Origin of the sequence: Streptomyces dioscori (genome assembly GCF_003024195.1) — a bacterium.
In the GTDB taxonomy this organism is placed as follows: Bacteria; Actinomycetota; Actinomycetes; order Streptomycetales; family Streptomycetaceae; genus Streptomyces; species Streptomyces dioscori.
The window spans coordinates 308,822-332,021 of sequence record NZ_KZ679050.1; the positions used below are offsets into that span (position 1 = coordinate 308,822).

Annotated in this window: 17 protein-coding genes; 8 read left to right on the forward strand and 9 right to left on the reverse strand. The window is 71.7% G+C overall.

Annotated elements, in window-relative coordinates; translation table 11 throughout:
• Positions 1-99 precede the first annotated feature (99 nt).
• The 5 genes from C6Y14_RS30515 to C6Y14_RS30535 all read left to right on the forward strand — a co-directional run bounded on the left by C6Y14_RS30515 (position 100) and on the right by C6Y14_RS30535 (position 5,783).
• The gene (locus tag C6Y14_RS30515) at positions 100-534 is read left to right on the forward strand and encodes a MarR family winged helix-turn-helix transcriptional regulator (RefSeq protein WP_107020077.1); all 435 of its coding nucleotides are present in this window, start codon (positions 100-102) and stop codon (positions 532-534) included.
• A gap of 13 nt (positions 535-547) precedes the next feature.
• The gene (locus tag C6Y14_RS30520) at positions 548-1,318 is read left to right on the forward strand and encodes an IclR family transcriptional regulator (RefSeq protein WP_107020078.1); all 771 of its coding nucleotides are present in this window, start codon (positions 548-550) and stop codon (positions 1,316-1,318) included.
• 135 nt (positions 1,319-1,453) lie between these two features.
• Complete coding sequence (locus tag C6Y14_RS30525) at positions 1,454-2,683, forward strand: sensor histidine kinase (protein ID WP_107020079.1); 1,230 nt, start codon at positions 1,454-1,456, stop codon at positions 2,681-2,683.
• Entirely contained in the window at positions 2,680-3,351 is a 672-nt protein-coding gene (locus C6Y14_RS30530) for a response regulator (RefSeq protein ID WP_107020080.1), read from the forward strand. The genes C6Y14_RS30525 and C6Y14_RS30530 overlap by 4 nt, the downstream gene beginning before the upstream one ends.
• A gap of 326 nt (positions 3,352-3,677) precedes the next feature.
• Positions 3,678-5,783 carry an MMPL family transporter gene (locus C6Y14_RS30535; RefSeq protein ID WP_107020081.1) on the forward strand — a complete coding sequence of 702 codons (2,106 nt, stop codon included), beginning with the start codon at positions 3,678-3,680 and terminating at the stop codon, positions 5,781-5,783.
• Between the two features lie 81 nt (positions 5,784-5,864).
• Here the strand turns inward: C6Y14_RS30535 and C6Y14_RS30540 are convergent, their stop codons facing one another.
• The 6 genes from C6Y14_RS30540 to C6Y14_RS30565 form a co-directional block, all read right to left on the reverse strand.
• Positions 5,865-7,367, reverse strand: a complete 1,503-nt coding sequence (locus C6Y14_RS30540) for a class I adenylate-forming enzyme family protein (protein ID WP_107020082.1) — start codon at positions 7,365-7,367, stop codon at positions 5,865-5,867.
• Positions 7,360-8,904: an NAD(P)-binding domain-containing protein gene (locus tag C6Y14_RS30545; protein WP_107020083.1), complete on the reverse strand. Its 1,545-nt coding sequence runs from the start codon at positions 8,902-8,904 to the stop codon at positions 7,360-7,362. The genes C6Y14_RS30540 and C6Y14_RS30545 overlap by 8 nt, the downstream gene beginning before the upstream one ends.
• 85 nt (positions 8,905-8,989) lie before the next feature.
• Entirely contained in the window at positions 8,990-10,339 is a 1,350-nt protein-coding gene (locus C6Y14_RS30550; RefSeq protein WP_107020084.1) for a cation:proton antiporter, read from the reverse strand.
• Positions 10,340-10,357: 18 nt separating this feature from the next.
• Positions 10,358-11,761: a cytochrome P450 gene (locus tag C6Y14_RS30555; protein WP_107020085.1), complete on the reverse strand. Its 1,404-nt coding sequence runs from the start codon at positions 11,759-11,761 to the stop codon at positions 10,358-10,360.
• Positions 11,758-12,831, reverse strand: coding sequence for an alpha-hydroxy acid oxidase (locus C6Y14_RS30560; protein WP_107020086.1), 1,074 nt, complete (start codon positions 12,829-12,831; stop codon positions 11,758-11,760). The genes C6Y14_RS30555 and C6Y14_RS30560 overlap by 4 nt, the downstream gene beginning before the upstream one ends.
• Entirely contained in the window at positions 12,828-14,465 is a 1,638-nt protein-coding gene (locus tag C6Y14_RS30565) for an NAD(P)-binding domain-containing protein (protein WP_107020087.1), read from the reverse strand. The genes C6Y14_RS30560 and C6Y14_RS30565 overlap by 4 nt, the downstream gene beginning before the upstream one ends.
• A 62-nt stretch (positions 14,466-14,527) precedes the next feature.
• Between C6Y14_RS30565 and C6Y14_RS30570 the strand changes: the two genes are divergently transcribed.
• Positions 14,528-16,099, forward strand: a complete 1,572-nt coding sequence (locus C6Y14_RS30570) for an aromatic amino acid ammonia-lyase (RefSeq protein WP_107020088.1) — start codon at positions 14,528-14,530, stop codon at positions 16,097-16,099.
• On the opposite strand, the gene C6Y14_RS30575 is transcribed toward C6Y14_RS30570, so the two are convergent.
• Positions 16,080-17,336 (reverse strand): sensor histidine kinase, encoded by a 1,257-nt coding sequence (locus C6Y14_RS30575; protein ID WP_225891359.1) that lies wholly within the window; start codon positions 17,334-17,336, stop codon positions 16,080-16,082. The genes C6Y14_RS30570 and C6Y14_RS30575 overlap by 20 nt on opposite strands.
• Positions 17,333-17,998, reverse strand: a complete 666-nt coding sequence (locus C6Y14_RS30580; protein ID WP_225891360.1) for a response regulator transcription factor — start codon at positions 17,996-17,998, stop codon at positions 17,333-17,335. Before C6Y14_RS30580 ends, C6Y14_RS30575 begins: the two co-directional genes overlap by 4 nt.
• A gap of 514 nt (positions 17,999-18,512) precedes the next feature.
• Here C6Y14_RS30580 and C6Y14_RS30585 point away from each other — a divergent pair.
• Positions 18,513-19,895 carry a glycoside hydrolase family 16 protein gene (locus C6Y14_RS30585; RefSeq protein ID WP_107020090.1) on the forward strand — a complete coding sequence of 461 codons (1,383 nt, stop codon included), beginning with the start codon at positions 18,513-18,515 and terminating at the stop codon, positions 19,893-19,895.
• A gap of 87 nt (positions 19,896-19,982) precedes the next feature.
• Here the strand turns inward: C6Y14_RS30585 and C6Y14_RS30590 are convergent, their stop codons facing one another.
• Positions 19,983-20,963, reverse strand: a complete 981-nt coding sequence (locus tag C6Y14_RS30590) for a helix-turn-helix domain-containing protein (RefSeq protein WP_107020091.1) — start codon at positions 20,961-20,963, stop codon at positions 19,983-19,985.
• A 146-nt stretch (positions 20,964-21,109) separates the two neighbouring features.
• Between C6Y14_RS30590 and tkt the strand changes: the two genes are divergently transcribed.
• Positions 21,110-23,197: a transketolase gene (tkt, locus tag C6Y14_RS30595; RefSeq protein ID WP_107020092.1), complete on the forward strand. Its 2,088-nt coding sequence runs from the start codon at positions 21,110-21,112 to the stop codon at positions 23,195-23,197.
• The last annotated feature ends 3 nt before the right edge of the window (positions 23,198-23,200 follow it).

Consider the following 23,200-nt stretch of genomic DNA (forward strand, 5'->3'; position numbering starts at 1 on the left):
CTCAGGGCCACGACCAGGGAGCCCGCCATCGCCCGCCAGCCGCATGTCACCGACCCCCCGCTCACGGATGCCGCGCCGATCGACGCCCAGGAACCGTGGATGCGCGGACTGCACGCGGACACGGGCTACCTGCTGTACCGGATGGGGCTGCGCTCGGGGCAGATGTTCAACTCGTTCCTGCAGGAGTCGGGGCTGCGGCTGCGGCACTACGCACTGCTGCGTTTCCTGGCCACCACCGAAGGCGCGCTCCAGCGGGAGCTGAGCTCACGGCTCGGTTACGACCCGAGCGCGATCGTCGGCCTGGTCGACGACCTGGAGAGGCTCGGGTTCGCCGAACGCCGCCCCTCCCCCGACGACCGCCGCAGCCGGACCGTCGTACTGACCGGGGACGGGCGTGCCTTCCTGCGCGACACCGACGAGGCGGGGCTGCGGGTGACGGACGGCCTGCTCGGGCCGCTCGACCCCGCCGAACGGGAGATCCTGCACACGCTGCTGCGGCGCATCGCCGAGACCGAGCTCGACTCCGGCGCGTAGAACGGCGCGGCCCATGACCTCCCTGTCCGCACCCGACCGCCTGCTGGCCGTGCTCGCCGCCTTCGACCACGAACACCCGGCGCTCTCCCTCACGGACATCAGCCGCCGGGCCGGGCTCTCCCTCACCACCGCGCACCGGCTCGTGGGCGCGCTCAGCGACTGGGGCGCCCTGGAACGCGACGCGGACGGCATCTACCACGTGGGTCTGCGGCTGTGGGAGCTCGCCGCGCTCTCCCCGCGCGGGCTCGCGTTGCGGCAGATCGCGCTGCCGTATCTGGAGGACCTCTACGAAGCCACGCACGAGAACGTGCAGCTGGCCGTGCGCGACGGCTCCGAGGTCGTCTACATCGAGTGGATCTCGGGCCGTTCGGCCGTGGGCGTGAAGATCCAGGTGGGCGCGCGCTGGCCACTGCACGCGACCGGGGTGGGACTCGCACTGCTCGCCCACTGCGAACCGGCGTTCCAGGAGGCGTACTGCGCGGGGCCGCTCGCCGGCTTCACCCCGCACACCCTCACCGACCCGGCCGCCCTGCGCCGCGCACTCGCCGAAGTCCGGCGCTCCGGTGTGGCGGTGAGTGTCCGTCAGATCACGGAGGACGCCCTGTCGGTGGCCGCTCCGGTGCGCGGTCCTGGCGGCCCGGTGAGCGCGGCGGTCTCGGTCGTGGTGCCCGAACAGGGCGCGCAGACACCGGCGTTGATACCCGCGGTACGGCTCGCCGCGCGCGGGATCTCCCGGGCACTGGGATGGCAGCCGGAACCGTCGCCGTCGCCGTCGGGGGGATGAGGACCGAACGCGTTTCTCGCGAGAGCAGCCGATACCCCTCCCCGGTGGAAGCCGATCAATATCCCTCTCACCGGTGAGGACGCGGCCCCCGCCCCGCGCCGATACTGGCACGGCCCCTTCCCCGAGGAGCCGCCCATGCCCGCCCCGTCCGCCTCCCCCTGGATCACCCCCGCCGTCGCCCGCCTGCGCACGGCCAACCCGTACGTCGTCGACATCGCGCTCGCCGCACTCGTGCTGTTCGCCGCGTCGCTGCAGTGGATGTTTCCCGACGAGGGCGACGACCGCCTGACCTGGCAGGGGTTCCTGCTGGGGGCCGGTACGGCGGTGCCGCTGGTGTGGCGGCGCCGGGCGCCGTTCCTCGCCGCCTGCGGGGTCTCGGTGTTCACCCCCGCCATGGCCGTCTACCACGCACCACCGCCGGACATCATGTACGGCGGTCTCGTCGTCCTCTACACGACGGCCGCCGTCGGCCGGCCCTGGCAGCGGCGGTTCATGCTGGTGGGCTGGCTGGCCGGCGTCTCGCTCACCATGATGCACAAGGAGGACGCGCAACCCTTCGAATACGCCTTCCAGTTGCTGAGCTGCGTCAGTGCCTACGGCTTCGGAGTGCTGTCCCGTCTGCAGCGGGCGTACACGGCGGCGCTGGAGGACCGGGCCCGCCGCCTGGAACGCGAACGGGCCGCCGACACCGCGCGGGCCGTCGCCACGGAACGGGCCGGTATCGCCCGGGACATGCACGACGTCCTGGCCCACGCGGTGAGCCTGATGGTGGTGCAGGCCGAGGCCGGGCCCGTGGTCGTGCGCAGCGACCCCGAGCGCGCGGAGGGAGTGTTCGACGCCATCGCCGGTGCCGGGCGCGACGCGATGGTCCAGCTGCGGCGGATCCTCGGCGTCCTCAAGGAGGAGCCGCCGCACGGCGGTTCGGACCGGCTGCCGCAGCCGGGGGTCGCGGCCCTGGCAGGTCTGGTCCGGCAGGTCGGCGACACGACGGGGCTGCGGGTCGAGCTGCGGCGCACCGGGGAGCCGCGCCCCCTGCACCGGGACACCGAGGTCGCCGCGTACCGCGTGGTCCAGGAGGCCCTGACCAACACCGTCAAGCACGCGTACGCTTCCTGCGCGCGGGTCGAACTGGACTGGACGGAGACCGAGTTGACGCTCACGGTGACGGACGACGGGCGGGGCCCGGCGGACACCGCCCCGGGCGGGGGCGAGGACGGGAGCACGGGCGGGCACGGGCTGATCGGCATCCGTGAGCGGGCCGCCGCGTGCGGGGGCACCGCCCGTACGGAGCCCGGCCATGACGGCGGTTTCCGGGTCGTCGTACGCCTGCCCGTGGCGGGCGACCGGCAGGTGGCGCCGGGGTGAGCATCCGCGTGGTGGTCGCCGACGACCAGGAACTGGTCCGCAGCGGCTTCAGCATGATCCTGGAGGCGCAGCCCGACATCGACGTCGTCGCGGAGGCGGGGGACGGCGTGGAGGCGGTGGCCGCGGTGCAGCGGCACACGCCGGACGTGCTGCTGCTCGACATCCGTATGCCCCGGATGGACGGGCTGGAGGCCGCGAGGCTGGTGTGCGCGCAGTCCGCGTGCCGGGTGGTCATGCTGACGACGTTCGACCTCGACGAGTACGTGTACGAGGCGCTGTACGCGGGGGCCAGCGGGTTTCTGCTCAAGGACGTGCGGCGGGACGACCTGGTGCACGCGGTACGGGTGGTGGCTGCCGGGGACTCGCTGCTCGCGCCGTCGGTGACGCGGCGGCTGGTCGCCGACATCATCCAGCGGCGGCGGGCGGAGGCGGCGGCGCCGCCGCCTTCCTCGGCGCGGCTCGGTGTCCTCACGGCGCGCGAGGAGGAGACGCTTCGGCTGCTGGCGCGGGGGCTGTCCAACGCGGAGATCGCGCGCACGCTGTTCGTCAGCGAGCACACGGTGAAGACGCACGTCAGCAACGTGCTCAGCAAGCTGGGTCTGCGGGACCGGGTCCAGGCGGTCATCTGCGCGTACGAGTCGGGAGTGGTGACCCCCGGCTCGAACTGACCTCCCCCACGACGCACTTCACCTGCGGGCCCGGTGGGGGCCGTTCGCGCAGTTCCCCGCGCCCCTGAAAGACGGGGCTGCGCCCCTGTCTTTCGTGTTTGGGGGCGGTAGCCCCGCTTTCAAGGGGCGCGGGGAACTGCGCGGCCCGCCCCCGCCGGGCCGCAGACGTGGTCCGGGTCGGAGCTCCCCCGTGCGGCGGAGTCGCGGGCGGGTTCTCACTCGTGCGGGGGAGCCGCCGAAACCCCTCGCCCCGGCGATCCGCCGACCCACCGCCCGAGGCGAACCTGAGGCGACCGGAAAACCACCAACCCGCCGGGAGGCACCCCGTGCTCCACAGGATCGCCAGGGCGTCGACACGCCACCCCCTGACCGTGATCGCCCTCTGGCTGCTGTTCCTGCTGCTCGGCTTCGGCCTCGGCACAGGCGTCTTCGCCCGGCTCAGCGACTCCGTGCCGGACGTCCCCGGCACGGAGTCGGACCGCGCGTCGGAGTACCTAGACGGCATCGACCCCGCCGGCGAGTCCATCACCGCCGTGGTCGCGGGAACGGCCGTCTCGGACACCGCACTGCGCACCCAGGTGGACGCCGCCGTCACCGACCTCCGCGACATCGCGAACATCGCCGCCGTACCGGATCCGTACACCACGCGGGGCCTGCTCGCCGAGGACGGCCGGGCGCTCGTCATCCCGGTGACTCTGAAGGGCGGTCTCGACGACGACGCGGAGGAGACGGTCCTCGACGCCGCCGGTGACCGTATCCATCAGATCAGGGCACCCGACGTCCACGTGAGCGGCGGTCCGCTGCTCGGGCAGCAGCTCGGCGAACGGGCCCAGGAGGACGTGGCCCGCGCGGAGATCATCTCCCTGCCCGTCGTCCTCGTCCTGCTGCTCCTGATCTTCGGCGGTTTCCGCGCCGCCGGGCTGCCCCTGGTGGTCGCGGTCAGCGGTGTCGCGGGCGCGTTCCTGGCCCTGTTCGGCTTCAGCCAGTTCACCGACATCTCCGTGTACGCGATCCAGGTGACCACGATGCTCGGCCTCGGACTCGCCGTGGACTACGCCCTGTTGATGGTGGTGCGCTTCCGCGAGGAACGCCGGACCACGGACGACGTCGTCGAAGCCGTGCACCGCACGGTGGCCGGCGCCGGCCGCACGGTCCTGTTCTCCGGTCTGACCGTGGCCGTCAGCCTCACCGGCCTGCTGGTCTTCCCCAGCATCTTCCTGCGCAGCATGGGCTTCGCCGTGGCCGCCGTCGTGGTCATCGACATGCTGGCCGCTCTCACCCTGCTGCCCGCGCTGCTGGCCCGCTTCGGCGGAAAGATCGCCCCCGCGAAGGACAGGACGGCCGAGGAGGAGGGGCGCGTCTTCGCCCGGCTGGCCCGTTTCGCCACCGGCCGCCCGGTCGTCGTCACCGTCGCGTCCGTCGCCGCCCTGCTCGTACTGGCCCTGCCCGCCACCGGCATGAAGATCAATATCGGGGATGCCCAGCAGTTGCCGACGAGTACGGAAGCGCGTCAGCTGGACGACACCGTCGGGGCGCACTTCCCGCCCGGCACCGGCGTCTCGAAGGTGACGGTGGTCCTGAAACCCGGCACGGACACCGCGACGGCCGAGCGGATCAAGGCGCTCTCCCCCGGTACCGAGTCGCGTGAACTGCCGGGCGGCACGACCGTGCTGAGCATGCAGCACAGCGGCAGCGCGGACGGGAAGGCGGCGACCGACCTCGTCCAGCGGGTACGGGACGTGCGCGGCGACGAGCCCGTACAGGTCACCGGTGTCGCGGCCCGGCTCGTGGACTTCCGGGCGATGCTCGGCGACCGGGCACCGTGGGCGGCGGTCACCGTCCTCGCCGGGATCTTCGTCCTGCTCTTCGCGTTCACCGGCTCGGTCCTGATCCCGCTGCGTACGATCTTCACGACCCTGCTCAGCCTGGGCGCCGCGCTCGGTGTGGTGGTCTGGGTGTTCCAGGACGGCCATCTGGCCTCGGCGCTGGGCTCGCAGGAACTCGGCGCGCTCAGCCTGACGGCACCTCCGCTGATCATCGCGATCGCCTTCGGACTCGCCATGGACTACGAGCTGTTCATCCTGGCCCGGATGCGCGAGACCTGGCTGCGCACGGGCGACGCGCAGGAGGCGGTCGTCACCGGACTGCGCCGCTCCGGCCGGGTCGTGAGCTGCGCGGCGCTGCTGCTCGCGGTCGTCTTCGGCGCCTTCATGACGGGCGGGTTCGCCCCCATCCTGCAGATCGGCCTCGGACTGACGCTCGCGGTGCTGATCGACGCGACGCTGGTACGGATGCTGCTCGTCCCGGCGACCATGGCGCTGCTGGGCCGGCGGGCGTGGTGGGCGCCGGAGCGGCTGCGGCGGGCGCACGACCGCTTCGGCCTGCACGAGGAGGCTCCGCCCGCCGCACCCGAGCTCACCAGGCAGCGCTGAAAGAACCGAAGCAGTGGTGGTCGTCGGCCCCGGTCCCTCCACGGACCGGGGCCCTCGCCGTGGCCCCGCCCCCCCAGGCAGCTATCCCCCGGCGCTCAGCCGCCTCTTGTCCGGCTTCCCCGCAGGCGTGAGCGGTGCCTCATCGATGAGGGTCAGGCGGGTCGGCGCGCTCGCTTCCTCCAGGTTCGCGGTCACCCACGCGCGCAGTTCGCGCAGCTCCGGGAGGTGGCCCTCGGCAGGTACGACGAAGGCGTGGACCGCCTCGCCGGTGTCGTCGTCGGGGACGCCGACGACGTACGCCTCGGCCACCGAGGGATGGGTGGCGAGCAGTCGCTCGACGGGACCGGCGTAGTAGAGGTTGGCGTTGACGATGATCACGTCCCGGGCCCTGCCCGTGAGCCACAGCCTGCCTTCGGAGTCGAGCCGGCCGAGGTCGCGGGTGCGTACCCAGCCGTCCCCGAACACCTCGGCGGTGAGGGCGGGTTCCCGCCAGTAGCCGACGCTCTGTCCCGGGGTCCGGACGAAGAGTTCGCCGTCGGTGCCCGGCGGGACAGGGCGGCCCGAGGCGTCCCGGATCTCCAGGTCGACCGGTGGCACACCCAGCGAACCCGGCTCGTCCTCGGGGGTGGCCATGGAGATCATGCCGGTCTCGGTCTGCCCGTACCCGTGGAAGACGACCGGGCCGAGCACGTCGGAGGCCTCGCGAAGCCGTCCCGGCTCCAGCGGGGAGCCGGACACCATCAGGGCGCGCAGGGTGGTGAGGTCGGCGGGTGACGCGCGCTGACCTGCCGTGAGTTTCCGCAGGCGGGCCACGGTGATGACGCTCGCGGTCGCGCGGTGCCGCTCGATGCTGTCGCGGAGATCCGGCTGTCCGGCGGTCACCAGGGTGCCGCCGGCGGCGAGGGTGAGGAGCCCGTACTCCAGCATCACCTGGCTCGCCAGGGTGCCGAACACCAGGAAGCGGTCCAGCCGTGCGGCGAGTGCGCGGACGGCGGGCGGCCAGGCCTCCGGGCGGAGCGCCCAGGCTTCGGTCATCGCCGCGTAGGTCTGCGCGCAGGCCTTGGGGACGCCGGTGCTGCCGCTGGTGTGGATGAGCCGGGCGATGTCCTCCGGCCGGGCCTGGGGCAGTGGCCGGCGGCCGTCGTGCGGTGCCGACAGCAGGTCGTTCAGGGCGAGGACCTTCCCGGGCCGGTCCGTGTCCGTGTCGGTGTCGGTGCTCATCCCCATGCCCGTGCCCGTGCCCGTGCCGGCGTCCGTGTCAGCCGTCCGGTCGGTGACCGTGAAGGCGGTGTCCGCGAGCAGGTGTTGTCGCTGGCGTGCCGTCAGGCCGGGGCGTACCCCCACCACGCGGGCGCCGACCGCGTGCGCCGCGATGATCGTGGCGAACGCCTCCGGGCTGACGCCGAGCAGCAGGGCGACACCGTCCCCGGGGCCGATGCCGTGCGCGCGCAGCCCGTGGGTCACGCGGCCCACCGATCCGATGAGTTCGGCCGCGGTGACGGTCCGGTCGGCGTGCTCGAACACCGGGCGGTGGCCGGCCGTTTCGAGGAGGTCCAGCAGCCTGCCGGGGAACTGCTCAGTCAAGGCAGGCCTTCACGAACGCCGCGAGCGGCTGATGGTGGACCGCCGGGATGTCCCACTCGTTCTCCAGGTTCTCCGCCAGATGGTGCGTGGCACTCAGGACACCGTCGCGGTAGTGGCGTACGACGGGGTGCAGATAGCTGGAGTCCATGGCGTGCTCGACGTCGTTCTCGGTCACGCGCGGAACGGTGACGTCGAACGGATCGACGCCGTCGTGGTCGGCCCCGTACTCCAGGTCGACGACGAACCGGTGCGCGGCGGGTCCGAGGCCGCCGTCGGCGGCGTACTCCAGCGGGACCTCCTCCTGGTAGGTGGCCCGGTCCGCGTCGACCGTGACGACGTCGCCGAGGACTCCGAACTGCTGCCAGAGGGCGGAGGACCGGTTGACGCGGGCGACGACGGCGTCGGCGATCGCTTCCGGTACCGCGGTGAGCGGACGGGAGGGCCAGGGCTCGCCGTGATGGCGGGCGCCCAGGATGCGGTACAGGGCGCGCACCCCGTAGCGGAAGCCGTGGACGAAGCCGCTGGTGCCCCTCTTGAAGTCGCGCTGCTGGGTGAGCGTGCCGGCGAAGTGGAGGCCCGGTACGTTCACCGACTCGTAGGCGGAGTTCTGTTCGGGGAAGCGCCCGTCGATGACGAGGGCGGGGCGGCAGGTCTCGTCGAAGACGTCGGCGTCGAAGCGGAATCCGGCGCACAGGATGATGCGGTCGTAGAGCAGTTCGCGCAGCCGTTCAGCGGTACGGGCATAGCGGAAGGTGACACGGAACCCGCCGTCGGACGTCTTCTCGATGTTCTCCACGGTTCCGTCCAGGACAGCGTTCTGCGACTTGAGCTGGTAGCTGTCCAGGAAGTTGTTGTTCACCGCGCGCAGATGTCCGACGAAGTGGGTCTTCCACGCCATCTTGAGGGAGTGCGGTCCGGCGACGTGGATGACCGCGGCCTTCGCCATGAGGGCCTCAGCGGTCTCGAAGGCGGAGTTGCCCTTGCCGACGACGAGCACCCGCTGATTGACGAAGGAGGCCGGGTCGGTGTCGAACTCGTCGTACCGTTCGGCGAGTTCGATGCCGGGGATGGCCGGCTCGTTGAGGCGGGAGACGCCGGTCGCCACGACGAGCCGCCGAGCCCGCCAGTCGCGGCCGGCGGCGTCGCGGACGGTGAAGACGCCGGCCTCTCGGGAGACGCGGACGACGTCCGTGCCGTAATCGACCCGGACGCCGGTACGGTCGGCGAAGTCGGCCAAGTAGCGTACGAAATCGTCGGCCTGGGGGAAGTATTCCTCGCTGTACCGGGTGAACAACAGCTCCGGGTCGTCGCTGAGGAGCGAGTTCCAGTCCATCCGGAGGCTGAGTTCGGGGTCGGTGTAGCCGGTGTTCACCTTGTTGATCGATATCAGCTGTCGATGTCGGGGGAACCTGGTGAAGAACGTGCCAGGGCCGTCTCCGCGCTCCAGGACGACGTAGTCCCGTCCGGCACGTTCCAGGAGAGCGGCGAGCTGAAGTCCGGCCGGTCCGGCCCCGATGATCAGGTAATCGCGCACCATGGGCGGGACGTTAGTGCCGTCAGATCAGAAGGCTCTGAGATTGCCGGCCGGCGCTTGCGGTCGTCGCTGCCCCGGCGTCGGCGGATCAGGCGTGCACGGAACCCGCCCCGGTCGAGGCCGAGGGGGGAGCCTCCGTGTCGGCGGTGCCCTCCGCCGGGGACATACAGCGTTCGATGCGCTCGGGCAGGGCCAGCCGGTACAGCGGGACGGCGCCCGCGGTGGTGAGCACCGCCACCAGGACGAGCATGGAGAAGACGTCCTTGTTGATCATGCCCTGGGCGAGGCCGATGTTGATGAAGATGAGGATCATCAGGCCGCGGGCGTTCATCAGGGCGCCCACCGCCCACGACTCACGCCAGCTGAAACCGATGCCGCGCATGGCGAAGGCACACCCGAAGTACTTGCCGGTGAACCCGGCCGCGAGGATCAGCAGGAACATTCCCAGCATGGCCCAGCCGGTGACTCCGCCCAGTTCGGTGTTGAGGCCGGAGAAGGTGAAGAAGACGGGCAGGAGCAGCACACAGACGAGGTCCATCATGCGGCTGTGCAGCGCCTGGCGGAAAGCCTCGTTCCTGGGCATGGCCAGTCCGGCGACGAAGCCTCCGAAGACCGAGTAGATGCCGATCCAGTCGGTGAAATAGCCGGCGAGCAGCACGACGCCGACGACGACGTACATCTGGTCGAAGCCGAACAGGCCGGTGCGCTCGACCCGTTCACCCATCGGACGCAGCAGCCGCGCCACGACGGTGAGCATCACGACGGTGAAGACGATGGTGAGACCGATGGTGCGCAGGGCGTGCGGCAGGCCGGCGCCGGTGTGCATGGCGGACAGCACGGCGAGGAAGCACCAGGCCGCCGCGTCGTCGACGGAGGCGCCCAGGAGGGTCATGCGGCCGAGCGGCGAGTTCTCCAGTCCGCGCTCGTACAGGATGCGGGCGAGCATCGGGAAGGCGGTGATCGACAGGGCGCCGCCGAGGAAGAGGGCGAACTCGAAAGAGGAGACGTCGGGGTTGGAGAGGCGGTCGTGGAGCAGATAGCCCGTCGCGGCACCCAGAAGCAGCGAGGGGATGATGCCGGACACCGCCAGCACGGCCGCGTTCCTGGTGTCCTTCCTGCCGCTTCCCGCCGTGTGGTCGAGGCCGACACCGACCAGGAACATGAAGAGGGTCAGGCCGAGGGTGCTCAGCACGTACAGGATGGGTTTCACCTCTGCGGTGAAGACGGCTTTCTGGGCCTCGGGGAAGAGGGCACCGAAGAGGGTGGGGCCCAGCAGGACGCCGGCCACCATCTCGCCGAGCACGCGTGGCTGCTTCACCCACAGGGCGAGGCGGCCGCAGACGGCGGACGCGGCGAGGATGATCACGATGGCGGGCAGGACCCGCAGGACCAGTTCGAGGTTCTTGTCGGTGGTGGCTGCCAGGAAGGTCGTGGACACGGCGGGCTCCTGTGGTGGTCAGCTACGAGCGGGGACGTGCGGCGAGGGCCCGGGGCCACGGTCTCGGTCGGCCGGGCAGCCGCCGGGCGGATGCTCTTCGAAGTAGCGGCCCGCGAGTCGCCGGCGGCGGGCGTGCAGCACCATGACCGTGCCCAGCACCAGTTGCCGGACGCCGCGGGTGACGTCCTCCACCGCGTTCCGCGTCCGTACGAAACGGCGCAGGGCGGCGAGCCGGCGCGGCTGGGGAGAGAGGCCGCGGGGGATGAGCAGACAGGGGGCGCGGTGCGGGATCGACCGGGTGTGCGGGGCGGTCGAGTCCAGCCGGAACCGGCGCAGCACCTCCCGTACCGCGGCACGCAGCACCAGCGGGGACAGCCGCCAGGCCGGGCAGGGCCGGTTCGCCGCCACGCCGTACGGGATGTGGTGGGCGTCCTTCGCCGACAGGCCGGCCCAGCGGTCCGGGTCGAACTCGTCGGGCCGGTCGTAGCCGGTGGCGTGGTAGCCGGGGTAGCTGAAGCACACCACCGTGCCGGGCGGCAGCACGGTGTGCTCGTCGAGCGGTATCTCGCCCGTGGTGATGCGGTGCGCGATGCCGAACAGCGGGTACAGCCGCATCGTCTCGTCGAGCACCCGTGTGAGGTACCGGTCGTCCTCGGTGCCGTCGTCCAGGACGCGCTGCTGCACGTCGGGGTGGCGGGCCAGGGCGAGCAGGACGTGTGCGGTCGCCTCCGACAGCTGCACGACGGCCGTGTTGAACATCGTCCCTTGCAGGTAGTGCACCTGCTCCGCCGGCGACAGCGTCTCCGGCAGCGGATACGGCACCTCGCCGGCCGCGACCTTCGCGCGCAGGTACTCCGTCAGCCGGGCCCGGCGCTTCGGGTGGCGCAGTCCGGTGCACTTCAGCGCGCTGATCACGTCGTCGGCGTGTGCGGTGATCAGGTCCCGGGCGTGCGGCGGGCACGGCTCCTTGAACACCAGCTCGTAGCAGAACCCGGCCCAGGCGGGCATCACCAGATTCCGCAGGCGCACGAGGCTGACGCGATCCTCCGGGACCGTGTCCAGGGTCCGGGCGATGGTGCGCGTGGCCGCCGCCATGAGGTCGTCCGAGGTTCCGGCCAGCATCCGCCGGGTCGTCGCGGCCACGTCCTCGTACCGCTCGCCGGGTTCCAGGTGTTCCTGGTGCACCTCGGGTCCCGGGGACAGCCAGTACCAGAACAGGTCGGACAGGCCTGCCCCGGCGCTGCGTCCGTTCGCCGCCGGGTGCGCGTAGACGCGTTCGAACACCTCCGGCCCGTGGACGGCGCTGGGCAGGGTCACCGCGCGGTCGCCGTTGGCCTTCTCGAAGATGCGGCCGCGCAGTGCCACCACCCCGCGCGGCAGCCACCAGGTGTCCGCCGTGGCCGGCTTCGTACCGCTCCTCACCGCGTCTCTCCCCTGCGGACGACCATGTCCCTGGTCAGATCGGCGTTGCGGCGCCCTCCGCACAGCGCGAGCGTGTGGTCGTACTCGTCGCGCAGCGTCGCCAGCACCGCGCGGACCCCGGCCTCTCCCTCGGCGGCGAGGCCCCACATCACCGGGCGTCCCACTCCGACGGCCGTCGCGCCCAGCGCCAGGGCGACGGCGATGTCACTGCCGCGGCGCACTCCCCCGTCCATGAGCACGGGTGTCCGGTCCGCGACGGCGTCGACGACCGCCGGCAGGCAGTCCAGGGCGGCCGGGACGGCGTCGCACTGGCGGCCCCCGTGATTGGAGACGATCACCCCGCTCGCGCCGTGCTCGACGGCCAGCCGCGCGTCCGCCGGGTGCAGGATCCCCTTGACCAGTACGGGGAGCGTGGTCGTGCGCGCCAGCTCGCCGAAGTCCCGCCAGGTCGGGGCCGCCGACATGGGGATGTCCGTGAGGGTGCCGGGCGGGGCGCCGGGCAGATCGCGCATGTTCTCCGCGGCGTGGCCCGGCGGCAGATCGGTGAAGCCGTTGCGCAGATCCCTGGTGTGGCGGCCGAACACCGCCGAGTCGACGGTGACCACCAGGGCCGTGCAGCCCGCCTGTTCGGCGCGCCGTACGAGCGCTTCGGTGACCTCCGGGCGGGGGTGCAGGTACAGCTGGAACCACACCGCCGGGTCCGGGGCCGCCTCGCGGGCCGCGGCGACGACGGCGTCGACGGCCGTGGTCGCGGCCGTACCTGTCACCAGGACGGCTCCTTCGGCCGCTGCGGCACGGGCCGTGGCGTCCTCGCCGTCCGGATGCATCAGCCGGTGAAAGGCGGTGGGCGCGACGAACACGGGTGCGGCCGCCCGCCCAGCACCCGGCAGCCGGGCGGTGGTGTCCCTCGGCTCGTTGCCGCGCAGGGTCCGCGGCAGCAGCAGATACCGGTCGAAGGCCGCCTCGTTGGCGGACAGGACGCGTTCCTCGCCGGCCCCGCCCGCCACGTAGTCGTAGTGGACGGGGTCCAGTGTCCTGCGTGCCGCGTCGTGCAGCGCGCGCAGGGTCACGGTGTCACCGGGGCGACGGCGGCGAGGCGGTCGGCGAGGAAGGCGAGCAGGGGTGCGCGGTGGAACTCCTCGCTGTCCCACTCGTTCTCCAGGTTCTCCGTCATGTGGTGCTCGGCGACGAACTCACCGGCCCGGTACCAGCGGACGACCGGATGCAGGTACCGGCCGTCGAGACCGCCCGTGTCCTGCTGCGACTTGCGCGCCGCGGTGACGTCGAAGGGGTCCACCCGGTCGTGGTCGGCCCCGTACTCCAGGGTGATCACCGCGTGGGCGTCCACCGGCCCGAAGTCCCCCGCGTCCACGGCGTCGGGCACATGGCGGACCGGGACCTCCTCCGCGTACCGCAGGGTGCCGTCCGGGTCGACGAGCAGCAGGTCGCCCAGGACGGCGAACTGCTGCCACAGCGCGGAGGACCGGTTGACGCGGGCGACGACCGCGTCGGCGGCCCGCTCGGCGGCTTCGCCCAGCTCCGTCACCGGCCAGGCCTCGCCGTGGTGGCGTGAGCGCAGTACGCGGTGCAGGGCGCGGACCGCGTACCGGAAACCGTGGATGAAGCCGGTGGTGGACTTCTTGAAGTCGGGGCCCTGGGTCAGCGTCCCGGCGAAGTACAGGCCGGGCACGTTGACCGACTCCCCGACCGGGGTGAGGGCGGGGAAGCGGCCGTCGACGATCAGTTCGGGGACACAGGTGACGTCGAAGACCGAGGCGTCGAACCGGAAACCGGTGGCGACGATCACCCGGTCGTAGTGGAGGTCCTTGACCACCTCGTCGACCCGCTCGAACGAGACCGGCACGCAGAAGCCGTCCCCCTCCCGGCGGATCTCCAGCACCCGGCCGTCCAGGAGGGCGTTCTGCGACTTCAGCTGGTAGCTGTCGAGGAAGTTGTTGTTGACCGCGCGCAGATGCCCCACGTAGTGCGACTTCCACGCCAGCCGCAGGGAACCCGATCCGACGAGGTGGATGACCGCCGCGGTCTCCATGAGGCTGTCGGCCGTCTCGAACGCGGAGTTGCCCCGCCCGATGATCAGCACGCGCTGATCGGTGAAGGACTCCGGGTCCGGGTCGAACGTGTCGTAACGCTCGGCCAGTTCGACGCCCGGGACGGTCGGCACGTTCGGCCGGGACACCCCGGTGGCGACCACGACCCGCTTGGCGTGCCACACCGTGCCGGTGTGATCCGTGACGGCGAATCCCGCACCGTCACCACCGCCAGCCGCGGAGTCGCCGTCACCACTGCCACCCGCGGGGCCGCCGTCACCGCCGCCGCGGGAAATCCGCGTCACCGTGGTGTCGTAGCGCACCCGCACCCCGGTACGGGCCGCGTAGTCCGCCAGATAGCGGACCAGGTCGTCGGCCTTCGGAAAGTATCGCGGGCTGTACCGGGTGAAGAGCAACTCAGGGTCGTCGCTCAGCAGGGAGTTCCAGTCCATGCGGAGCCGTAGCTCGGGATCGTCGTAGCCGGTGTGCACCTTGTTGATCGAGATCAGTTGGCGATGCCGGGGAAAGCGCGTGAAGAACGCGCCCGGAACGCTGCCGCGCTCCAGGACGACGTAGTCCGCACCGTCACGCTCCAGGGAGGCGGCGAGCTGTAGTCCCGCGGGCCCCGCTCCGATGATCAGGTAGTCGTGCGCCATGGCCCGGAAGCTATCCACCGGAATTCAGAGCGCTCTGAGATTCCCCGCCTAGATTCTCGGGCGTGCTCACCGCCCTGGACACCGTCTCGCTGACCGGCCCGCTGGACTCCGCGGTCCTGCGTCGCGTGGCCGCGCCGCTCACCGTCACGGTGGACGACGAGACCCGTGCGCGCGTCGACCACAGCCGGCGGCTCTTCCACGACCTGCTGCACGGCGACGGCGGCGGGGAGAGCCGTATCTACGGCGCCACCACGGGTTTCGGCGCGCTCGTCGGGTACGCGGGCCGTGCCGACGAGGCCGACCAGTGCGACAACACCCTGGCCCATCTCGGCGCGGGCCAGGGCCCGGACCTGCCGCCGGCGATCGTGCGCGCGGCCCTGCTGCTGCGCGCCCGGTCCCTCGCCCAGGGGTTCTCCGGTGTGTCCACCGAGGTCGTCGAACGGCTCACCGCCCTGTTCGCCACGACGTTCACCCCGGCCGTCCCGCGCTACGGCTCGGTGGGGGCGAGCGGCGACCTGATCCCGCTCGCCTATGCCACCCAGGCACTGCGGGGCCGCGGACACGCCTATGTGGACAACCGCCGCATGCCGGCCGACGAAGCTTTGGCCGCCGCGGGTCTGCGCCCGCTCACCCTCGACGGCCGGGACGCGCTCGCCCTCGTCAACGGCACCTCCGTCACCACCGCCGCCACGGCGCTGGCCCACGACGGTGTCCGCGCCGCTCACCGTGCCCTGGCCGGTCTCACCTGTCTGCTGACCGACCTCCTCGGCTGCGATCCCGGCTTCCTCGACGAGGATCTGCTGCGCGCCTACGGTCATGCCGGCGCGGTCCACGTAGGCGCGCGCATGCGGCACACCCTCAGCGGCGTCACACCGTCCGGCGCCCGTCCCCTTCAGGAGCCGTACAGCATCCGCTGTGCCCCGCAGTTGCTCGGCGCCGCGGAGGACGCCCTGCGCTACGTCGACGGCGTGGTCGCCGCGGACCTCGGCGGCGTCAGTGACAACCCGCTGTTCTTCCCCGCCGACCGGGGGACGGGGAAGAACAGCGGGTCGGGGACAGGGACGGACGCGGAGCCGGAAGAGGGAGCCGGGCCGGGAAAGGTGGTGCACGGCGGGAACTTCTTCGGGCAGCCCGCCGCCTTCGCCGCCGACCTGCTGGCCTCCGTCACCGCCCAGCTGGGCAACCTGGCCGAGCGCCAGCTCGACCTGCTGGTGGATCCGGCCCGCAACGGCGGGCTGCCGCCGATGCTCGCCACCGAACCGGGGCAGCAGCACGGACTGCAGGGCGTACAGCTGGCCACCACCTCGCTCGTCGCCGAGATCCGCCGCGCGGCGACACCGGCCGGCATGCAGAGCCTGCCGACCAACCTCCACAACCAGGACGTCGTCCCGTTCGGCACGCAGGCCGCCCTGCGCTCCTACGACATGGCGGAGCTGCTCGGTCTGCTGTGCGGGTCGCTCGCCGTCGGTCTGCGCCAGGCCGTGCACGTCGGGGCGCGCCGGCCCACCGCGCCCGGGTGCGGCAGGCTGCTCGACGCCCTCGTCGAGGCGATCCCCGCGGTCGAGCGGGACCGGCCGCTGGACGCCGACGTCCGGGCCGCGGCCCGCCTGCTCCTCACGGCCGGCCTGCCGTGACCGCGGGCGCCGGTTCCGGGACGGCCGACGAGGCGCACTCCGGCAGCCTGATGGTGAACCGGGCACCGCGCCCCGGGCGGCCGGTGGCGGCCACCGTGCCGCCGTGATGGGCGATGACCTCCCGCAGCAGCGCGAGTCCCAGACCGTACCGGCCGCCCGCGTCACCCCGGTGGAACCTCTCGAACAGCCGCTCCGCCTCGGCGGGATCGAACCCGGACCCGGTGTCCGTGACGGTGAGCTGTACCGTCCCGTCGGCGTGCGCGAGGTCCACCTCGATCCGCCCGCCCGCCGGGGTGTGCCCGATCGCGTTCACCAGCAGTTCGCCGACCGCGCGGCGCAGCGCGGACTCGATGCCGTCGACGCAGAGCGGGTACGAAGGACCGTTCACGACCACGGTGAGGCCGCTGTCGCGGGTGCGGTCCGACTCCTCGGCGACCACCGTCCGGGCCAGCGTCACCAGTTCGACATGGCGGTGTTCCGACCGCCGCGCCGGGTCCGCCGCGAGGCTCGCGGACAGCAGCAGGTCGTCCAGTACCTCACCGAGGCGGCCGACCGAACCGACCAGCCGGGCCAGCCCGTCCCGGTGCCGGGCCGGGAGATCGTCGTCGGCCGCCTGCCGTGCCAGCACCTGGGCCCGTGTGTACACCTGGGTGATCGGGGTGCGCAGCTCGTGGCTGGCGTCCGCGACGAACCGGCGCTGCCGGGTGAGAGCCTCGGCGAGCGGGGCCACCGCACGGCGCCCGAGGACGGCACCGGTCGCGGTCGCCGCAAGCAGTCCCACGACCTCGGCGACGCCCAGCGCCGTCCACAGGTACCTTCGGTCGGCGAGCTGGAAACGCAGGTCGAACACCGCCTGCACCAGTCGGCCGTCCGCCCTGACCTGTGTCCGTACGAGGTAGACCGTGCCGTTGCGCCGTACGGTGCGTTCCACGGCCTCCCGGGTCCGCAGGGCCCGGTCCATGTCGGCGCGTACCGGGAATCCGGCCGGGGAGTTCGCGAGCGGGGTCGTCCCCGGCGCGTACAGCCAGGTGCACACCGGTGGACTCGACAGGTCGCCGCGCGACGCGCCGTAACGCAGCTCCCGCCGTACCTGCTCGTCCTGTGCGTGGGTCATGACCGTGTGGGCCACGCCGCCGACGAGCGTGATCAGCAGGGTGACGGTGGCGCCGGTGATCACGGAGATCCGCAGACGGGCCCGGCGCACCGCCGCCCATTCCCCGTACGCCGACGCCCTCACAGCGCCCCCAGGCGGTAGCCGAGGCCACGGACCGTGCGCACCACCTGCCGGCCGAGTTTGCGGCGCAGGTAGTAGACGTAGGTGTCGACGATGGAGGACGCGGGCGTCTCGTGGAAGACCGCCCGGCGCAGCTCCGCCCGCGAATACACGGTCTCGGGGCGGGAGGCCAGCACCCACAGCAGTTCGAACTCCCGCGCGGCGAGGGCGATCCGCTCGCCGTCGGCCAGTTCCACCTCGCGCCTGCTGACGTACAGGTGTCCCGAGCCGATCCGCAGCACGTCGGCCACATCGAGTGCCCGGCGGCACAGGGCCCGTAATCGGGCGCTGAACTCGTCCAGTTCGAAGGGCTTGACCAGGTAGTCGTCGGCGCCGGCGTCGAGACCGTCGACCCGGTCGTGCACCGTGCCCATCGCGGTCAGCAGCATGACCGGCGTCCGGACCGCGCGGGAGCGCAGCCGGCTCAGCAGGTCGAGGCCGTCGAGCACGGGCAGGCGCCGGTCGACGACCAGTACGTCGTACTGCCGGGCGAGGCCGAGATGCAGGCCGCGCTGGCCGTCCGCCGCCACGTCGACCGCGTATCCCTCGTCCCGCAGCACCTCGGAGAGCATCGTGCCCAGCTCCTGGTCGTCCTCGACCAGGAGCAGCCGCCAAGGGTCTTGCACACGAGCTTGTGCCACCGTCCCATTCCCCTCGCCCCGGTGCCCGTCAACGCCTGTGCGTGACACGCGAGTTCCGTGTACGGGAAGGCGCGGCCGAACGAGGATTCGATCGGCACGATCAAGCTAGCGCGTGCCCCCTCGGAAGGCGCTCGGGAGAAAGTAGCGGGATCCGTTTTCCGTTCACACCCGTTCACACCCGCTCCGCGAGCGAGCACCCACCCGCGCCCAGCGGCCGGGCGTCGCGGCTGCTCCGCACCGGAACCTCAGCCGCGACCTCGCCCGCCCACAGCACGGACCCTGGGCCGACCGGCGTGCGGGAAGCGCTTTCTGACGACCCGTCCGATCCGCCCCACCTTCACGGAGTGAACTCCCCGGCCCGCCGGAGGCAATCTCTGCTTTACCTCTTGACGGCCGGGGTGCCGAAGAGCACATTGGCCGCGCACCTGTCATGAGAGCGCTCTCAAAGCTCTCGCAAAGGCATCCGCGCACCCCCGACTCCGTACCTGAAGAGGCACCCATGAGGGAAACTTCCGGCACCCCCGCAAGACCCGGTCGAATAAGGCGCTCGGTCATCGCGCTCGTCGGCGTGCTGAGCCTGGCGGCGGCCGGGGCCTCGGCGGCACAGGCGGACGCGCCCGCGCCGCCCAGCGGCTGGACCCAGGTCTTCGTCGACGACTTCAACGGCTCCGCGGGCACCGGCGTCAACACCGCGAACTGGCAGTACGCGACCGGCCACGGCTACCCGGGCGGCCCCTCCAACTGGGGCACGGGCGAGATCGAGAACATGACGTCCAGCACCAACAACGTGGCACTGGACGGCGCCGGGAACCTCCGCATCACCCCGCGGCGCGACGCCTCCGGCAACTGGACCTCGGGCCGCATCGAGACCAACCGCACCGACTTCCAGCCGCCCGCCGGGGGCAAGCTGCGGGTCCAGTCCCGTATCCAGATGCCCAACGTGACGGGCACGGCCGCCCGCGGGTACTGGCCGGCGTTCTGGATGCTGGGCGCGCCCTACCGCGGCAACTACCAGAACTGGCCGGCCGTCGGCGAGCTGGACATCATGGAGAACGTCCAGGGCCTCAACACCGTGTGGTCCACCATGCACTGCGGCACCAACCCGGGCGGCCCCTGCAACGAGACGACCGGCATCGGCGGCTCCCGCGCCTGTCCCGGCACGACCTGCCAGGCGGGCTTCCACACGTACGGCCTGGAGTGGGACCGCTCGACGAGCGTGGAGGAGATCCGCTTCTACGTCGACGGCGTCAACTACCACACCGTACGGGCCAATCAGGTCGACGCGACGACCTGGGCGAACGCCACGAACCACGGGTACTTCATCATCCTGAACGTGGCCATGGGCGGCGGTTTCGTGGACGCCTTCGGCGGTGGCCCGGACGGTGCCACGGTGCCGGGCAACCCGATGGTCGTGGACTACGTGCAGGTACTCACGTCGGGCGGCGGCACCACCCCTCCGCCGACCGGCAACCGTGACGCGTACAGCGCGATCCAGGCCGAGTCGTTCGACGGGCAGAGCGGCACGATCACCGAGACCACCACCGACTCGGGCGGCGGCCAGAACATCGGCGCCCTCGCCAACGGCGACTGGGTGCAGTACAAGGGCGTCAACTTCGGCTCCACGGCGGCCAGGCAGTTCGTCGCCCGGGTCGCGAGCGGCGCGGGCAACGCCGTCAGCGGTCTGGTCGAGGTCCGCCTCGACAGCCGTACGAGCACACCCATCGGCAGTTTCGCGCTGGCCAACACCGGTGGCTGGCAGAGCTGGCGGACCGTGCCCGCGAACATCAGCGACGTCACCGGCACGCACGACGTCTATCTGACCTTCACGAGCGGCCAGCCGGCGGACTTCGTGAACGTGAACTGGTTCAACTTCGGCCGCTGAGTCCGTAGTCACCACCGTCAGGTATCTGTGGAGGGGCGGCCCGGCCGGGCCGCCCCTCCACAGACGTATCCGCGCGGTTACGGGGTCTCAGCGCAGCTCCGCCCGGAACGCCACCGGTGTCGTGCCGGTGTGCTGGACGAAGAACTTGGAGAAGTTGGCCGCGTCCGGGAAGCCCACGACGGCGCCGATGCGGCCGATCGGCATGTCCGTGTGGGCCAGCAGGCGCTTGGCCTCCAGGACGACCCGCTTGTCGATGAACCCCTTGGGTGTCTCACCGGTGGCGGCGCGGACCGCGCGGACGAGGGTGCGCCGGGAGTAGCCGAGGGCGTCGGCGTACGCGCTGACGCTGTGGTTGGTGACGAAGCCCTTCTCGACGGCCTGGCGGAAGCGGGTGAAGGTGCTGTCCGCCTGCGCGTGGGCCGCGTCGGCGGCGCCGGCCGCCAGATGGGCCAGGCGCAGCAGGAACGCGGTCAGGGTGTGCCGCAGCACGGCGGTGTGCAGGCTGAGCGGCAGGGTGCCCGTGTCGACGTACTCGCGCTCCAGCTGGGCGAGGGAGTGCTCCAGCGCGGTGAGCTGGTCCCGGTCGGGGCGCAGCAGCGGGGGCAGGTCGTAGCGGTAGAGGCCGGTCGCCTCGACGGTGGCGCGGGGCAGGAAGCCCGGCTGCATGATCAGGGCGGTGCCGCGGTAGTCCGCCGCGGAGGAGAAGCGGTGCACCTGTCCGGGCCGGATCCAGAGGATCTCGCCGTCCCCGGCCTCGTACTCGTCGAAGTCGATCATGTGCCGGACGGGGCCGCCCCGGAAGAGCAGGACCACATGGAAGTCGATGCGGTGGACGCGTTCGATCTGTTCACCCGAATGCCAGCTGCGGCCTGCTTCCATCGGGCCCACCTGCATGCCGACACCGAGGACGCTGAGGTCGACGGGGAAGGGAAAGGTCTTGATCCCGGTCCGGCCGCCGTCATGTCCGCTCTCACGTCCACCCTCGTGCCCGACTTCGTGCCCGCCTTCGTGCCCGTCTCCGTACCCGCCCTTGAATCCGTCCTCGAATTGAGTACTTGTGTCCGCCATGTCCTTCTCTTACCGGCTCGGTCCCGTGGTCGTTGTCCCACTTTCACCAAAGGCTGACACAGGGGCACCTTCCCCAGTAAAAGTCTGACTTTTAAGGTTGAAGGCATCAGAGCAGTTATCGGGCTTCCGGTGAGGATTTGTTGAAGATGAGCGCGCAGACACCTGACAGCTTGGAGTGGACCGACCTGGACCGTCGAGCCGTCGACACGGCCCGGCTGCTGGCGGCCGACGCCGTGCAGAAGGTCGGCAACGGCCACCCCGGCACCGCGATGAGTCTGGCCCCGGCCGCGTACACCCTCTTTCAGAAGGTGATGCGTCACGACCCCGCCGACCCGGAGTGGACCGGCCGCGACCGCTTCGTCCTCTCCCCCGGCCACACCTCGCTGACGCTCTACACCCAGCTCTTCCTCTCCGGCTACGAGCTGGAGCTGGACGACCTGAAGGCGTTCCGCACCCACGGCTCGAAGACGCCGGGACACCCCGAGTACGGCCACACGGCCGGCGTCGAGACCACCACGGGCCCGCTGGGCCAGGGTGTCGCCAACGCGGTGGGCATGGCGATGGCCGCCCGCTACGAGCGCGGCTTCTTCGACCCGGACGCCCCCGAGGGCGAGTCCCCCTTCGACCACACCATCTGGGGCATCGTCTCCGACGGCGACCTGGAGGAGGGCATCTCCGCCGAGGCGTCCTCCCTCGCCGGCCACCAGAAGCTCGGCAACCTCGTCTTCCTCTACGACGACAACCACATCTCGATCGAGGGCGACACCGCCACGGCCTTCTCCGAGGACGTCCTGAAGCGGTACGAGGCGTACGGCTGGCACGTCCAGCGGATCGAGCCCTCGACGGACGGCGACACGGCCGGTGACATCGACGTGGCCGCGCTGTACGAGGCCCTGACCGCCGCCAGGAACGAGACCGGACGGCCCTCGATCATCGCGATGCGCACGATCATCGCCTGGCCCGCCCCGAACGCGCGGAACACCGAGGCCTCGCACGGCTCGGCCCTCGGCGCGGACGAGATCGCCGCCACCAAGCGCCTCCTCGGCTTCGACCCCGAGCGGTCCTTCGAGGTGTCGGACGAGGTCCTGGACCACGCCCGTCGCGCCCTCGACCGCGGCGCCGAGGCGCACGCCGCCTGGAACAAGCAACTCGCCGAGTGGCGCACCGCGCGGCCCGGACACGCCAAGCTCTTCGACCGGATCGTCGCCGGACAGCTGCCCGAGGGCTGGGAGAGCGCGCTGCCGGTGTTCGAGACCGGCACGTCCGTGGCGACCCGCGCGGCCTCCGGCAAGGTGCTGCAGGCTCTCGGCGGGGTGCTTCCCGAGCTGTGGGGCGGTTCCGCCGACCTCGCGGGCTCGAACAACACCACCATCGACAAGACCTCGTCGTTCCTCCCCAAGGGCAACCCGCTCCCCGAGGCCGACCCGTACGGCCGCACGATCCACTTCGGCATCCGCGAGCACTCCATGGCCGCGGAGATGAACGGCATCGCGCTGCACGGCAACACCCGTATCTACGGCGGCACCTTCCTGGTGTTCTCCGACTACATGCGCAACGCCGTCCGCCTGTCCGCCCTCATGCAGCTCCCCGTCACGTACGTGTGGACGCACGACTCCATCGGCCTCGGCGAGGACGGCCCGACCCACCAGCCGGTCGAACACCTGGCCTCGCTGCGCGCCATCCCCGGGCTGAACATCGTGCGCCCCGCCGACGCCAACGAGACCGCGATCGCCTGGGCCGAGATCACCCGGCGGCACGCGGTGAACCCGGCCCCGCACGGCCTGGCCCTCACCCGTCAGGGTGTACCGACCTACGAGGCCAACGCCGACGCGGCCAAGGGCGGCTACGTTCTGCGCGACTCCTCCACCGAGGCGCCCGACGTGATCCTCATCGCGACCGGCTCCGAGGTGCAGCTCGCCGTGGCGGCACGCGAGCAGTTGGAAGCCGAGGGACTGGGCACCCGGGTGGTGTCGATGCCGTCCGTGGAGTGGTTCGAGGAGCAGTCCGCCGAGTACCGGGAGAGTGTCCTGCCGACAGCCGTGAAGGCCCGCGTGGCGGTCGAGGCGGGCATCGGTCTCACCTGGTACCGGTACGTCGGTGACGCCGGACGCATCGTCTCCCTGGAGCACTTCGGCGCCTCCGCCGACGCCAAGGTCCTGTTCGCCGAGTACGGCTTCACCGCCGAGAACGTCGCCGCGTCCGCGCGGGAATCCGTCGCCGCCGCCCGCGGTTAGTCC

Excerpts from the sequence above, each read along its gene's own strand:
- C6Y14_RS30515 (WP_107020077.1), top strand. The coding sequence starts at position 100 with ATGCGCGGACTGCACGCGGACACGGGCTACCTGCTGTACCGGATGGGG.
- C6Y14_RS30520 (WP_107020078.1), top strand. The coding sequence starts at position 548 with ATGACCTCCCTGTCCGCACCCGACCGCCTGCTGGCCGTGCTCGCCGCC.
- C6Y14_RS30525 (WP_107020079.1), top strand. The coding sequence starts at position 1,454 with ATGCCCGCCCCGTCCGCCTCCCCCTGGATCACCCCCGCCGTCGCCCGC.
- C6Y14_RS30545 (WP_107020083.1), bottom strand. The coding sequence starts at position 8,904 with ATGGTGCGCGATTACCTGATCATCGGGGCCGGACCGGCCGGACTTCAG.
- C6Y14_RS30565 (WP_107020087.1), bottom strand. The coding sequence starts at position 14,465 with ATGGCGCACGACTACCTGATCATCGGAGCGGGGCCCGCGGGACTACAG.
- C6Y14_RS30585 (WP_107020090.1), top strand. The coding sequence starts at position 18,513 with ATGAGGGAAACTTCCGGCACCCCCGCAAGACCCGGTCGAATAAGGCGC.
- C6Y14_RS30590 (WP_107020091.1), bottom strand. The coding sequence starts at position 20,963 with ATGGCGGACACAAGTACTCAATTCGAGGACGGATTCAAGGGCGGGTAC.
- tkt (WP_107020092.1), top strand. The coding sequence starts at position 21,110 with ATGAGCGCGCAGACACCTGACAGCTTGGAGTGGACCGACCTGGACCGT.